The sequence below is a fragment of the Enterococcus moraviensis ATCC BAA-383 genome (assembly GCF_000407445.1).
Lineage (GTDB): Bacteria > Bacillota > Bacilli > Lactobacillales > Enterococcaceae > Enterococcus_L > Enterococcus_L moraviensis.
This window is the reverse complement of the sequence record NZ_ASWB01000004.1, coordinates 160,172-173,877: the sequence shown is the minus strand read 5'-3', so window position 1 is coordinate 173,877 and position 13,706 is coordinate 160,172. Positions and strand designations below refer to the sequence as shown.

The 13,706-nt window shown below is 34.4% G+C and carries 14 protein-coding genes; 9 read left to right on the top strand and 5 right to left on the bottom strand.

Annotation, left to right across the window (positions count from 1 at the left end; genetic code table 11):
* Nucleotides 1–142 precede the first annotated feature (142 nt).
* On the top strand, nt 143–1,606 hold the full coding sequence (locus tag I586_RS14340; RefSeq protein WP_010763585.1) for an AcpB/EbpR/MafR family transcriptional regulator: 1,464 nt from the start codon (nt 143–145) through the stop codon (nt 1,604–1,606).
* A gap of 249 nt (nt 1,607–1,855) precedes the next feature.
* Nucleotides 1,856–4,849: an LTA synthase family protein gene (locus tag I586_RS14335; protein ID WP_010763584.1), complete on the top strand. Its 2,994-nt coding sequence runs from the start codon at nt 1,856–1,858 to the stop codon at nt 4,847–4,849.
* A 50-nt stretch (nt 4,850–4,899) separates the two neighbouring features.
* Here the strand turns inward: I586_RS14335 and I586_RS14330 are convergent, their stop codons facing one another.
* Together I586_RS14330 and I586_RS14325 are read right to left on the bottom strand one after the other, a co-directional pair.
* Complete coding sequence (locus I586_RS14330) at nt 4,900–5,667, bottom strand: MurR/RpiR family transcriptional regulator (protein WP_010763583.1); 768 nt, start codon at nt 5,665–5,667, stop codon at nt 4,900–4,902.
* Nucleotides 5,668–5,674: 7 nt separating this feature from the next.
* Complete coding sequence (locus I586_RS14325) at nt 5,675–6,451, bottom strand: LysR family transcriptional regulator (protein ID WP_010763582.1); 777 nt, start codon at nt 6,449–6,451, stop codon at nt 5,675–5,677.
* A 115-nt stretch (nt 6,452–6,566) separates the two neighbouring features.
* On the opposite strand from I586_RS14325, the gene I586_RS14320 reads away from it, so the two are divergent.
* Complete coding sequence (locus I586_RS14320) at nt 6,567–7,106, top strand: DUF4865 family protein (RefSeq protein ID WP_010763581.1); 540 nt, start codon at nt 6,567–6,569, stop codon at nt 7,104–7,106.
* 86 nt (nt 7,107–7,192) lie between these two features.
* On the opposite strand, the gene I586_RS14315 is transcribed toward I586_RS14320, so the two are convergent.
* The 3 genes from I586_RS14315 to I586_RS14305 all read right to left on the bottom strand — a co-directional run bounded on the left by I586_RS14315 (nt 7,193) and on the right by I586_RS14305 (nt 9,481).
* Nucleotides 7,193–7,756, bottom strand: a complete 564-nt coding sequence (locus I586_RS14315) for a DNA-3-methyladenine glycosylase I (RefSeq protein ID WP_010763580.1) — start codon at nt 7,754–7,756, stop codon at nt 7,193–7,195.
* A 110-nt stretch (nt 7,757–7,866) separates the two neighbouring features.
* Nucleotides 7,867–8,565, bottom strand: coding sequence for a glucosamine-6-phosphate deaminase (locus tag I586_RS14310; RefSeq protein ID WP_010763579.1), 699 nt, complete (start codon nt 8,563–8,565; stop codon nt 7,867–7,869).
* 151 nt (nt 8,566–8,716) lie between these two features.
* On the bottom strand, nt 8,717–9,481 hold the full coding sequence (locus tag I586_RS14305; protein ID WP_010763578.1) for a C39 family peptidase: 765 nt from the start codon (nt 9,479–9,481) through the stop codon (nt 8,717–8,719).
* A 240-nt stretch (nt 9,482–9,721) separates the two neighbouring features.
* On the opposite strand from I586_RS14305, the gene I586_RS14300 reads away from it, so the two are divergent.
* The 6 genes from I586_RS14300 to I586_RS14275 all read left to right on the top strand — a co-directional run bounded on the left by I586_RS14300 (nt 9,722) and on the right by I586_RS14275 (nt 13,474).
* Entirely contained in the window at nt 9,722–10,087 is a 366-nt protein-coding gene (locus I586_RS14300) for a hypothetical protein (RefSeq protein WP_010763577.1), read from the top strand.
* A gap of 310 nt (nt 10,088–10,397) precedes the next feature.
* Nucleotides 10,398–10,865, top strand: coding sequence for a hypothetical protein (locus tag I586_RS14295; RefSeq protein ID WP_010763576.1), 468 nt, complete (start codon nt 10,398–10,400; stop codon nt 10,863–10,865).
* A 22-nt stretch (nt 10,866–10,887) separates the two neighbouring features.
* Entirely contained in the window at nt 10,888–11,271 is a 384-nt protein-coding gene (locus tag I586_RS14290; protein WP_010763575.1) for an ACT domain-containing protein, read from the top strand.
* A gap of 96 nt (nt 11,272–11,367) precedes the next feature.
* Nucleotides 11,368–12,102: a class I SAM-dependent methyltransferase gene (locus I586_RS14285; RefSeq protein WP_010763574.1), complete on the top strand. Its 735-nt coding sequence runs from the start codon at nt 11,368–11,370 to the stop codon at nt 12,100–12,102.
* Nucleotides 12,103–12,147: 45 nt separating this feature from the next.
* Nucleotides 12,148–12,546, top strand: a complete 399-nt coding sequence (locus tag I586_RS14280) for a DUF1622 domain-containing protein (protein ID WP_010763573.1) — start codon at nt 12,148–12,150, stop codon at nt 12,544–12,546.
* Nucleotides 12,547–13,057: 511 nt separating this feature from the next.
* Entirely contained in the window at nt 13,058–13,474 is a 417-nt protein-coding gene (locus I586_RS14275; protein ID WP_010763572.1) for a hypothetical protein, read from the top strand.
* Nucleotides 13,475–13,706 lie beyond the last annotated feature (232 nt).

Below are 13,706 nucleotides of genomic sequence, written 5' to 3'. Positions count from 1 at the left end.
TACTATAAAAATAGAGTTTATTATTACTTGCTATATAGACAAAACAGATTAATTCAAGTTAAAATGAATGATATCTTGAAATTTATTTCATTACAATATGAAAAAATATATAAAATAACATCAAAAAGAAAGTGTTGGTATTATGAAAGAAATCCTTTCCTCAAGATCCAAACGCCAATTAGAGTTGATGGAACTTTTAGCGGATAACGATTGGGTCACTTTTACTACTGCATCAAAATCTCTCAGCGTTCCTGTTAAAACATTAAAATCGGATATCATTGAGTTAGGAGCCTTACTTGCACCTGCTACAATCGAGTCATCAAAAAAATACGGGATTCGTTTAGCGTCAAATTTCGGCTTCTGTAAAACAAGCATTTATCAAAAATTCATAAAGAACAGCGTCGAATTTCAGTTGATCGAAAAGATTTTCTTACATAATTTCGCTACTGTCATCGAGCTAGCTAACGACCTTTATACAAGTGTTTCAACAATCAAACGAATTGTTATTCGCGTAAACCAACTTCTCCAAATAGAAGGTTTTACAATCAACCTGAAAAAGATGCAACTTATTGGGGACCCCCGTAGTATTTGTAATTTTATGCAACATTACTTTTATGAAAAATATGGTCTTGCTGAAAAACTTTTAACACCTAGCCAATTGACTAGCTTAGACAAGGTTGCTTTTGAGATGGTTAAACAAGCACTTCCAACTAAAGCTTCTTATAACCTTGATTTCTCTTTGTTGAATCAATTGCGTTTTTACACGTACACTGTCATCATTCTTTTAAAACATAATGGCGAAAATCAACTTCACGATTTACCTAATAAAGACTTTGCCATACTTAACGATACATATGCTTGCGACGAGTTTTATGCTCAATTTCATCTGCCTTTATCCACTACTCATTTGAATTCATTTTTTTATTTATTTTTTAGTAATCAGTATATTGATTCACTAGAAACTGTTCGTAGGCAGGCAATGCAGGATCACAATGTTTTTTTAAAGCATCAAAAAATTGAAAATCTTCTACAAGAAATCGAAAAAAAGATGGATTGCAAATGTGATAACTTTGAAGAGATTTTTATGCGTCTTTATAATTTGGATTGTCAGATCCACGGACGTACTTTTATCCTACATAACAAAAACAAGGAGTTTCTTATAAGCATCAAAAACTTATACGGTCATTTTCCGATGGAATTGCTACACTCCTTACAAGCAATCTTTTATTCCAACCCTTATAAAGAATACCTGGTCTATGAAGCTATTTCGATTTTATTTACGAACTGGCCAAATTTACTTGATCGTTTGGAATATTCAACACCTACGATGAAGGCCTGTCTTTTATTTAATTCTGGAATAGATTATATGGATATGCTTTCTGAACGAATTTCTTACTATTTGAGAGGACGTTTCTCTTGCACACCGCTACAGGTCAGTTCGTTAAAAGAACTGGAAAGAGAAGTTGCGGCATATGATTGCATCATAACGGATATCCCTGAAATTTATTTCAATGATATTCCCACCATCATTATTCCAATGATTCCTGATGCCAAAAGTTTCGATAAATTAATGTTAGTTTATGAAGACTATTTCGGTAAAGATTAAACCGCTCTTTATATAGAACTACCATACAAAACAGCTTGACTTAATAAAAGTGAAGCTGTTTTTATGAATGATCTGACTCCGGGATCTATAATAGTTGATTAAAATACGTCATCCTTATCTTCCTACACCACCTTTAGAGAGATTGTAATCACGTGCGTTCTAAGGTACTATAATGGTTGGACTAGTGATTCTTATTCTTCATTAGCTTGAATAGGTGTCTTTAAAATATTTATATAGTAGGTGTTTTTTTTGAAAGAAAATAAATCTGAAAAATTAGAAATAGGAACTATTTTGATAGCCTGTCTTCTTATGATCGTACAAAGAGTTCTCCTTTCTGCGATTACTGTTCCCGAATATGCAAATAATCCAGGACGATTTTACCTTTACTCGGTTATGAAAGTAGCTGTTGGTGCTGGCCTTGGGTTAGTTCCATTGTATATGGGCTATCATTACCAGAAAATAGCGAAAAAGAACGTATTGCGTTATCTAAGCAGCTTCTTTTTGCTCTATGTTTTTATTGCCTTAATAAGTAATATCTTTTTCTATGTACAAGCTTCTGTTCTAAACCTTCGTGATTATTGGCTGATTTTTTTCCCAGTAAGCCAAAATTATTTCATTTATGCGGCATCATGCGTTCTGCTATTTTGTAGTATTCCTATCCTAACAAAATGGCTCACCCTGTTGTCAACGGACTACTTGAAAAAAGTAACGATCGGTTTAACAGTAGGATTCAGTATTTTACCCACTTTATTCAATAAAGATCTTTGGGGATTCCAAAATGGTGCAAATGTTCTTTGGATTTTTTATTTATTCCTTGTCGGCTATGCAATCAAACAGCTACGTTTAGACAAAAAAATGAAGTTTAAATTTTTACATGTTTGCTTGAGTTTAGGTATTCTTATTGGTTTGATTTTACTTATGACACAAATTTCATTATCAATTAGAGGCGATGCTTCCACTGCAAATAGATTTTCTGTCCCTTATTCTTTATTTTCATTGTATTATACGATTAGCCTATTTACTTTTTCTGAAGCCATTTCACAAAAATTAGGCATTAAAGTAAAAGCCAGCATAGTTGCAACAAGTCTAATTGTTACTCAAATGGTTACCTATTGGCCATTAACTACCTATCGCGTTACTGCCTATTTGAAGAAGAGCTTTCCCGATTCAGGTAAGAAATGGCTTATGAATATGTTTGAATTTATCGGGATCTATTTAGGCGTAACACTTCTACTGATTGTTATCTGCCTGATCCTTCAAAAGGTTTCCTTATTTAAAAAGCTAAATAACTTTCTATCTTTTGATTCTCCTGCGCAACTTTCTCAAAAGTTGCGTGCGTTGAGATCTTGGATCCATCAAAAAAGAATGATTTTTTATGTAGCTATTTTCTTTTACTTGTTCACTTTCTTGCAGATCTTTTTACTTGAAAAAAAAGACGGGTGGACACAGACCTTTCAAGTTGTGATTAAAATTTTCACGTTAAGACAATCTGTTTTGGTTTTAACAACTTTAATTATTATGAGCTTCTTCTTATTGCTTTTACTACTAACGAATCGCTTTTGGTACGTCTTTTCCTTGACGTTACTTGTTGATTTATTATTGACAGTTTCTAGTGTCATCAAAGTTAGTTTACGAGAAGAACCTGTTTTTCCTTCTGACTTAAAAATGTTGAACAGTATTTCCGAGTTACTGTCCATGGTCAGCCCTATTTTAATAGCCGTTGGTGCTGCTTTGATCGTCTTACTGACAATTTCTAGTATTGTCATTCAACGAAAATTACAACACCGTTATTCGCTAAAGTTCAATTGGAAAAAAAGAGTTATCGGAATCATCGTACTAGCTGCTATGCTTTCTAGCGTTTTTTTCATTAACCATAAAAATTCACCTTCGTTCTTATTGTTTAACCTTTTCAGAGTAAACAAGCTTTTTATTAACCAAGGTGAAGCTGTGAAAGAAAATGGACCGATTATTCAATTTCTGAATAACATTGATGTAAAAATAATGGATGAGCCAAAAAATTATTCAAAAGACAAAATCGAACAAATCATGAAAAAATATGATGATGAAGCAAAAGAAATAAATCAAACACGAAATAACTGGTTAGAAAACCAAACGCTTATTTTAAATTTAAGTGAAAGCTTTAGTGATCCAGCTAGAGTGCCTAACCTCAGAGTCCCTGTTGATCCAATTCCTACTATCAAGAAAGAAATAAAGAATAATACAGGTGGTGTAATGCTTTCTGTTGGATATGGCGGTGGCACTGCTAACATGGAATGGCAAGGGTTAACAAGCTTAGACATCAGCAGTCTGTCTGCGTCACTTGTCACACCTTATACACAATTAGTGAATGCCCAACAAGTTAGTCCGAATATCACAAATCTATTCGATCAAAAAATTGCGATTCACCCTTTTACAGCATCACTTTATCAAAGAAAAAGTGTTTTTGATAAATTTGGCTTCGAAGAATTCTACTATATCGACAGCCCAAATAAATTGACGTACACTGATAAAATCGAACGTAGCCCAAGGATTTCTGATGAATCTGCTTATAAAGAAACGTTGAAAGCGTTGAAAAGTAATACAGAAACTACGCAATTCATCCAAGTATCCACGATGCAAAATCACATGCCCTACGAAGATTATTATGATCAGCTAGACTACACAGCCGAGGGAACAGCTATTTTAGAGAGTCGAAAAGGAGAGCTAGCGACATTCATGCAAGGTCTTCATTATACGGACGAAGCGATAAAAGACTTTTTACAAGAGTTGGACAAAATTCAAAAACCAATTACTTTTGTCTTTTATGGTGATCACTTGCCCTCACTTTATAGTGGGAATGATTCAAAGAAATACGGTTTAGAGCACCATGAGACAGATTACTTTATTTACAGCAACGCGTTTAGTCGTGAGCAATCTAAGAAAGTAAATAAAAAAGTTGCTTCGCCTATCAATTTCAATGCACTTGCGTTTGAACAGGCCAATATCAAAGTTACTCCATTTTACGCCTTATTGACTCAAGTGACAGATAAGTTACCTGCTTCAACTATTGACCCGATTGAAAGTATTTCTAATCGCTATAACGGAAAACAAGTCTTTGTTACAGAGAAAAATAAAATAATATTCGAAAAAGATCTGACTAAAGAACAAAAAGTAATTTTAGAGGATTATAAATACATTCAGTATGATTTGGTAGCTGGTAAACAATATGCTGCGAAATGGGCTGAACAGAAAGTTGAACAGTAATCTCTAGACAATAAAATGAGTAAAGAAAAAAGTACCTAGCTGAGTAAGTTTTACTCAAAACTAGGTACTTTTGTTCTTAATTTTTCATAGATTACGGTGCTCAATGCATGTAACATTAATCTTGAATAAAGCGTTCTTCTATCATCTGGATCATTATACGTTACAAGTACATGTGTACTAATTAATTTCAATTTATTTGCCGTCACATTCGTAACTGCAATAATCGTTGTCCCCTTCCTTTTCACTTTGAGCATGTTCTCATTGATATCATCAATTTGACCACTCAACGAAAAAATAATCACTACATCCTGATCGGTACTGATATAAGGAATACAATCAACTAAAGACTGATCCGAATAATTATTGGTCCAAATATCCATTGATTTGAGTTTGCGATTAAATTCAGACGCTACTTGAGAACTTCCATCTAGTCCAACACAAAAAATCCTTCTCGCTTCGATCAGACAATTACATATTTGGTCAACATTTTTTTCATCGATTAATTCTAATGTCGCTAATGTTTCTTTTTTTATCCCATCCAAAATATATGAAAAATCGACTTCTAATGGATACGTACTTTTTTCCTTCTCGCTTTTAACAAATGCGGATTTTAGCGAATTAAACGTAGGATGATTCAACTTTTTACACGCTCTAATGATCGTAGCGTTTGATACATATAACACGTCTTTGATATCCTTTAGCTTTAATTTGTCAACATCGTCTGATTTTAAAATAAAATCGACAACCTTACGTTCCGTATCCGATAACCGTTCATAATTCAAATGGATGTCTTTATAAATATCACTCGTAAAAACCAAATCCTCTCTATCTCAAACCGTTGCTACGCTCTAAAAATAAACGAACAAGTTCACTGTTCTTTTCATTTCCAACGATATAGATAGAAACTTGCTGCTTTATCTCATTAAATAGCAACGACTGATTCTGTTCCTCCTGAGAGAAACACTTGGGTAAAAGTGATTGACCTGCTCCTTTTTTAATCAGGTCAATCATCAAGTAAATAGAGTCAACTTCGACAATTTTACATGTCTGCGGATTGATTAAAGATAGCGTCATCTTTCTATACGGACATTCCTTATCTCGACTGATCAAATACACATTTTGCGCATCTGCAGTAGACAGCCAACCGATTGTTTCGTAAAAGAGAAGGTTGGTTTGAAGCGATGTTCCTTTATTTATGACCAACACATCAAGTTCTTTTTTTCTATACATTGCTTCTAGTCGTTCAATCGTATCCAGATACAGATTGATTTCAGGTTGATACGAGATGACTTCTGACAATTCAAAATAGTTAGATGCAATTGTCTGTGTAGTGCCGATTCTTATTGGTCGTTTCTTGTAATGCCTTTCGATTTCATCGATCTGAGCTAAAATGACCGTTGCATATTCTAATAATTGTTCACCTTCTGGAAGTAGTAGAACGCCTCTGTTTGTGCGTTCAAAAAGCTTCACAGTCAACTCTTGCTCTAATAATCTAATCCGCTCAGTGATATTAGACTGTGCGTATCCCATTATTCTAGCAGCTTCTGACATTGATCCGTTAAGTGACACACATTGAAAGATTCTTAGATCGTTCAGTTCCATCTTCCCACCCATTTCTTGCTATCACAATTACTGATACCTTATATCATTTTTTCGTATTATGCAATACCTTTCAAATAGATTAGACTGGATTTATTAATAAGAGGAGCTGATCTAAATGAACGCTATGCAATATAAAATAACACTGCCTAACGATTATGATATGTCATTGATACGAACACGCGTGGAAGAAAATGGCACAAAAACGGATAATTTCAAAGGACTTCTTTTTAAAGCCTATCTTATTTCAGAAAACGCAGATGGGGCCATTTCTAATACTTATTCCCCGCTATATGTATGGGAAGATTCTTATAGGATGTCCCAATTTATTTTTGAAGGATTCTACGATACTATCATCCATGACTTCGGTTGGCAGTCCATTCAAATCGGTATTCCGTTAAGAATATCATTGCCAGAACACTTCAAAGAAGCCTGTTACTTATTAGAAAAAACGGTTATGATTCATCAAAATTCCTCGTTACTATCGGTTCCAAAAGAACTCTCAAAACTACTGTCCACCTTACCTCAATCTGATTTAGGAGAGCTTATCGTGTATAATCCAGATAAATGGCAAGCCACTGTATTTAAATTTTATGCAAAAAAACCGATCAAAGGCGATGCGGCTCTTTATGAAATACTTCATATTTCTTCAAAATGAAAACAACGTTCAGAAACTAGCCACACACCACTCTCTATTCCCTACTATGTAGAGAGTGATGTAGATTTTCGATCTAATTAGTCCGTTTACGCTTCATGGCTTCTAAAACAATACGCTAGGTGATCATCAACCATACCTGTTGCTTGCATAAATGCGTAGACAGTTGTTGTACCTAAAAATTTGAACCCTTTTTTCTTTAGATCTTTGCTGATTTTATCAGACAGTTCTGTTGAGGTAGGAACTTCACTGATCGTTGCCCAACGATTTTTGATGGGTTTTCCATCTACATAAGCCCAAATAAATTGATCAAAACTCCCGTATTCTTCCTGAATTTGCATAAAAACTTTCGCATTATTGATTGCTGCCTTTACTTTTAGCTTATTCCTAATGATTCCTGGATCTTCTAATAAAGAATCAATTTTTTCTTGTTGATATTCAGCAATTTTAGTGTAGTCAAATTGATCATATGCTTTTGTTAATGTTTCTCTCTTTTTAAGGATTGTAGACCAACTTAAACCAGCCTGCATACTTTCTAGAAGCAACATTTCAAACAGCTTTTGCTCGTTATGCTCTGCTCTTCCCCACTCGTCATCATGATACTGTTCGTCTAATTCATGTCCATTCGCCCAATCACACCTGATTTTTTCCATCTCTTGCTCCATTCTATTTTATTTTATTCAAGGATAACACGAGAACGTACGTTTGTAAATCGAACAAAAAAAGATCAAGGTAATTTCCTACCTCAATCTTTGGATGGTCCCTATTTATCTAATTTACTTGCTGCTTCTTCGTCTAATATTACAGTTAAATTAGGATGCAATTGTAAAACAGATGCTGGAAATTCTTCTGATATTGGTCCTTGTAGAACTTGTTTGACCATCTCAGCTTTTTTCTCGCCATTTACGATCAAAATCAACTGTTTCACACGCATCACGCTAACTGGCCCCATTGTAACAAATTCTAACCCTACATCAATCATTCCTGGTTCAAACCACGGTTCTTCTCCAGTAACTTTTAATTTGTACGTTAAATTCTCAAAACGAGTCGTTGTAGGCATATTCCCGCAGAAATGACCATCTCCGCCTAAACCGATCAACATGGCATCTAGTCCGCCATCCATCGCCAAGCGTTTGTCTTGTTCTGCATAATTTTCCACGGTCAAAGGATGAATATTTGCCTCATTGATATTTGCAGGTGTTAAATAGAGTTTTCGTAAATCAGTGATCGTTACCCCTTCTTTTTGACCAGCCACAGGGATTTCATCAAAGTTATAATAATGAACATTTTCATAATCTGGTGAGTCTTTTACACTCTCGACCATTCTTTTATATACACCAACAGGAGTATTGCCTGCTGTGATAGATAGATTAACACGTTTATCTTGGCTCATATGGCCTAATAAAATATTTTTAGCTGTTTCACTCATTGCCTCAAAGTTTTTTTCGATAATAATTTTCATTTTGTTCACTCCATTTCCTTTTTATAAAATCATTGTATAATGTGGGAACCATCCCATGTCAATGGTTTTAAAAAAATAAATAAAGCGTTTTCTATCCATAAAAAAGACAACACTAAATAGACGTTGTCTTTTTTAAGCATTTTTTTCTAACTTATTTATAAATAGTCCAAAAGTTCATCGCTTCGTTCAGCAATTCATCTGCTGTGAATTCTTTTTTTGAATGGCCTTTTTCTTCTGAATCATTTGGATCATTTACCCAAAACTTCCCATTGTTTGTGCCACTAAGCACCATGATATGACCTGTTTGCGTAAACAATCCTGGTTTTACGGAAATAATCACAGGGTGTTTTTGCTTTAATTGCTCTTCTACCGCAGTGATATTGCCTTCAAGATCTTCAAATTGGTACCCTTTTTCCATTGCAAAGTCTGAGAAGATAGACCACGCAGTTCCTTCACCTTCTACAAAATAATCGTCTTTTGACCAATTCAGAATATCTTGCGGTGTATACTCTTTATTATCTAAAAAAGATGAAACCATGGCCAATGTAAGAATCGCACATCCGTTGATTTCTAATGTATTACCATCAGGATTTCCTGAGCCATAAGGCGTTGCCTTCCATTTATCGTCTGTTTGTAATAATAAGTTGATGGGCATCCGATTGGCAAATTTATTTTGCGCCAAATCCTTATTGATTTGTTCTGTATAGGTAAGTTTTTCAACTTTTTTGGGTTCCTTTTTTGCTTCGCTTGTTTCTGTTGTTTGGCTGGCTACTTTCTCTTCTTCTTTAAATAAAGATGAAAAACCATGCCCTTCTTCCATTGGAGCAGCTTTCGCTAACGCCGCTCCTGTAAATGCTGATACTGCTAGTAATGCTATAATATAAACTTTTGATTTGTCGGTCTTTTTTTGTGTCATTAGTATCTCCCTCTTTTGAGTTGAAAGTTGTTCTTGACTCTTCACTTTCAAACGAATTACATGGATAGTAATCAGTACTTCTATATTACTGAATCTAACGAAAAAAGCAAGTAAGAATAATTATTTACAAAATCATTACGAACATATTTTCTTGAACTATTTGCCTTTTTTAGGTAGAATAGGTTTATCTGATTGTTCAGAGTCTGATAGTTAGCGTGAATTCGTAAAGGAGGTAGAAGAATGGATAACAACCACAAATCAACAATGAAAAGCATTTCAAAATTGATCAGCCAATCTTCCCAAAGTTTCTTTTCGGCATTTTTAGATGACTCTAAAGATAAACAGAGTAAAAATAAAGAGCGTGAAGAAATTATAAAAAAATTACAAGTTGCTTCTGCTCAGAAAAGTTTAGTTGTTTTACAATTGAAAGAAGTGCCGACTTCTCAAAAATTTGAAACAGTTTCCGGTTGGATCGTTTCCAAACGTATCGCCGATTCGATTATGCTGCGTCTTCAAGAAGATAGTCAGCAAATACGGATGATTACTGTTGAACATATAAAAAAGGTAAGCACGTTATCTAAAGATGACAAACGTCTCATTAAATAAATCAAGCAGTCAGAGAGCAATGCTTTTATTGCTCTCTGACTATTTTTTATCCCCAAATTACAATAATATATGTGGACACAGTATCCTGCATTGTCCAACATGTATCACCTAGCACTAAACTATTCCCCTAAATACTTGCTACTCACAAACTGCCAGCAGAAAAATCATTGGTATTCTTTTTAATCCTTTGAAAAAAATACTCTAAAGTCACTGCACAAGAACATTTAAACAGGTTATACTATAAATAAAGAGAAATTGTTATTTTACGTTCGATTAAAATCGTCATCACATAAGGCAGGAGGAAAAGATCATGCAGTTGAGGTTTTATGATGATACATATGAAGAACTTGTTGCTAACTATTGTTTATCAGCACGTAAGCTACGCTATGTCCGTGAACCAAAAATTGTGGTTGCGTTAGCAAAAAAAGACCCCAATCGTCACGCTATTCTTGTAGTTGAAAATGAACAACTTGTTGCCTTTTTCACTCTCTACCAGGCTAACGGCGGAAGCTCGTATTCCAATAATAAAAACAATCTATTGCTACAAGATTTTTCAACAGACTATCGACATCTAAGGAATGGATATGCTAAACAAGCCGTACATTTATTGCCCTCATTTATTCGTAAACATTTTTCTACTGTAGATCAACTTACGATCATCGTCAATGAAGACAAACTCTATACTGATTCATTACGTCGGCAAGCTGGTTTTAAAACGGTAGAAAATTCACTTCCCACTATTTACGGCTCTCAAGTTTTTATACAGATCCCTATCTAATATTACTATTGGAGGTTACATCATGCACTTACAATTATTTGATAAACGAACATATTCCATTATGAAATTTCCAGCTCATACTGAAGTCCCTACTTTGTTTCATACGATAAACGACTTTAAAAGTATTACGTACACAGCAGATGAATGCTCCATTATCGTGCCGTCTGCTACCCTACCCGCTGAACAAGCAATTTCTGTAGACGATGATTGGTTTATCATTCAAATCATTGGAGAATTGGACTTTTCTCTCGTTGGCATTTTGACTCAATTGGCCAATCCATTAGCAGAAAATCAAATTTCAATTTTTGCTTTATCAACTTACAATACCGATTATCTGTTGATCAAGAATAAAGATAAGGATAAGGCTATCCGTGTCTTACGTGAGCATGGCCATACATTCCAATAAGTACTCACTTTGGTTAATTTCTATTTTATGGGTATTATTTTAACAATCTGATACAATAAAAGATACAGAAGTATGCTTGTTAAAAGGAGATATAACATGAAAAACGAATATGATAACCCTAGTTTTTTTGACGCATACAGCCAAATGGATCGTTCAAAAAAAGGGCTAAAAGGTGCTGGGGAGTGGCATGAGTTAAAAAAATTACTGCCTGATTTCACTGGAAAAACCGTACTGGATCTCGGTTGTGGCTATGGTTGGCATTGTCGCTATGCTGTCGAAAATGGTGCTGAAAAAGTTATTGGCATCGATTTATCAGAGCGAATGATAAACAAAGCAAAAGAAATGACGGATTCATCCAAAATCAATTATCTTTTGATGGGAATGGAAGAAATTGACGGTTTAAATGAAACATTCGATATTGTGATCAGCTCATTAGCACTTCATTATGTTGCTTCATTTGATGAAATCGCTAAAAAGGTCAACCACTGCTTAAGTCCTGATGGCGATTTTATTTTCTCTGCGGAACATCCGATTTTTACTGCTCAAGGAACAGAGGATTGGATCTACAATGAGCAAGGCCTGCCCCTTTATTGGCCAGTGGATCGCTATTTCGATGAAAGTATTCGTGAAACAACATTTTTAGGTGAAACAGTAATGAAATATCATAAAACAGTAACAACTTATCTAAATGGCTTGCTAACAAATGGCTTTCAACTGACTCGGTTCGTCGAACCCATGCCAGATCCTAAAATGCTAGAAGCAAGTGCACAAATGCGTGATGAATTGCGCAGACCAATGATGTTGCTTATTTCTGCTAAAAAAATTGGTTAGTACGATTACGTCATTTCGCGTTTATAACAATTGGAGGAATAATGTATGCATGATTTGGCCCAAAATATAATGGATAACCTGATTCCATTCTTTGACTTATTCATTTTAGCATTGAATATTTTTTCTATCGTCGTCTTGATTTGGGGTGTGATCATGGCTGGTATTGATTTTCTAAAAAGCGAACGAACTGATCGTAATCGTGTAGTAATGGCCCGTCAAAATAATTTTATCAAAAGTTTTTTAGGGAGCTACATTTTACTCAGTTTAGAAATACTAATTGCAGCAGATATTATTGAATCGATCATCAAACCGACCTTTCAAGATATTTTGAAATTAGCCATTTTAGTGGTAATTCGAACGGTGATCTCTTACTTCTTGCATAAAGAAATTGAAGATGCACTGAAAGATAAAGAGAATGAAACAGAAGAAAAAAAGAGCAGCTAAACGATAACAGCAAACGCCTTTTGATACTACAAAAAACATCACAGTAGGTCATTTTTCCCCGGTAATTTACGGGTGAAAGATGACCTACTTTTATTACGCCTTGTTTATTCTTCAAAAAACGAATGTACTGTCAACTGAAGAATGATAACACAATCGAATCATAGGAAATATAGGGTCACTCTTCCAACATACCTCTTCTCTAGCTACCAAGCAACGCATCATTAATTCTTTATTTTAGATACAAACCCTTCCAATCTGTACTTTGTGCTGCCTAATACTTTACATTTAAGCGCTACTTTTAGTATTTGTTTTCCTCGATTTGAATCATAAATACAGGAATTCTTTTCATCGTTTGGTAAAAATAGATAACTTTTTGTGATAAACTAATAATAGGTTTGCTCAATCAAACCCAACTAGTTCTTCTGAGATCGGTCACGAACTATACGAAATTAAAAAAGACAAGGCAGCTTTCATCAGATTAGAGCTGTTGCTGTAGATTGGAGAAAAACAATTGATTAAAAAAAGCAAAATAATAGGAGCAATTTTTGTCGTTTTAATTGTATTAGGGATAGGATTTGGAGGGAAATTGTATATGGATAAAAGAGCAGAGGAAACAGCTAAGGAAGAACAACGAAATTTATTGGAAATTCAAAAAAAAGCAACTATTGCTTTGAAGAACTCATTTAAAAACATTACTTCATTAAAATTTGAAGAAAATCCAGATGAGAATAAAATGACTGGATCATATGGATTAGTATTAACTATGACTAATAAAGAAGGAAAATCAACTACTTTTTTTGCTATTTATATAAAGGGAAAAGAAGAATTAGAAAGTTATATAATAGAAGATGAAAACGTACAGATAAAGGGCGAAACAAAAGATGTTATACAAGTTATTTTCTATAATGGGGAGACAGATAGAGTATGACTATTACAGAACAAGATTATAAAAAACTTAGCGAAATAGCGTATTGGATTGATCCTAAACATGAAGACTATAAATCACATTTAATAACTCTGAATACAAAATTCTCGATACCAAACACGAACCAAAAACGGAATGCAAGCAATGGCCGTCGCCCCAATAGTTAACGGAAAAGTAGACACATCACAAGTAGTGATCGCCTATGCCGGAACAAATTCATCAGACAAATTAGATA

Coding starts and splice junctions, on each gene's coding strand:
- I586_RS14325 (WP_010763582.1), bottom strand. CDS start 6,451: ATGGAACTGAACGATCTAAGAATCTTTCAATGTGTGTCACTTAACGGA.
- I586_RS14305 (WP_010763578.1), bottom strand. CDS start 9,481: ATGACACAAAAAAAGACCGACAAATCAAAAGTTTATATTATAGCATTA.
- I586_RS14320 (WP_010763581.1), top strand. CDS start 6,567: ATGAACGCTATGCAATATAAAATAACACTGCCTAACGATTATGATATG.
- I586_RS14310 (WP_010763579.1), bottom strand. CDS start 8,565: ATGAAAATTATTATCGAAAAAAACTTTGAGGCAATGAGTGAAACAGCT.
- I586_RS14315 (WP_010763580.1), bottom strand. CDS start 7,756: ATGGAAAAAATCAGGTGTGATTGGGCGAATGGACATGAATTAGACGAA.
- I586_RS14300 (WP_010763577.1), top strand. CDS start 9,722: ATGGATAACAACCACAAATCAACAATGAAAAGCATTTCAAAATTGATC.
- I586_RS14340 (WP_010763585.1), top strand. CDS start 143: ATGAAAGAAATCCTTTCCTCAAGATCCAAACGCCAATTAGAGTTGATG.
- I586_RS14285 (WP_010763574.1), top strand. CDS start 11,368: ATGAAAAACGAATATGATAACCCTAGTTTTTTTGACGCATACAGCCAA.
- I586_RS14290 (WP_010763575.1), top strand. CDS start 10,888: ATGCACTTACAATTATTTGATAAACGAACATATTCCATTATGAAATTT.
- I586_RS14280 (WP_010763573.1), top strand. CDS start 12,148: ATGCATGATTTGGCCCAAAATATAATGGATAACCTGATTCCATTCTTT.
- I586_RS14295 (WP_010763576.1), top strand. CDS start 10,398: ATGCAGTTGAGGTTTTATGATGATACATATGAAGAACTTGTTGCTAAC.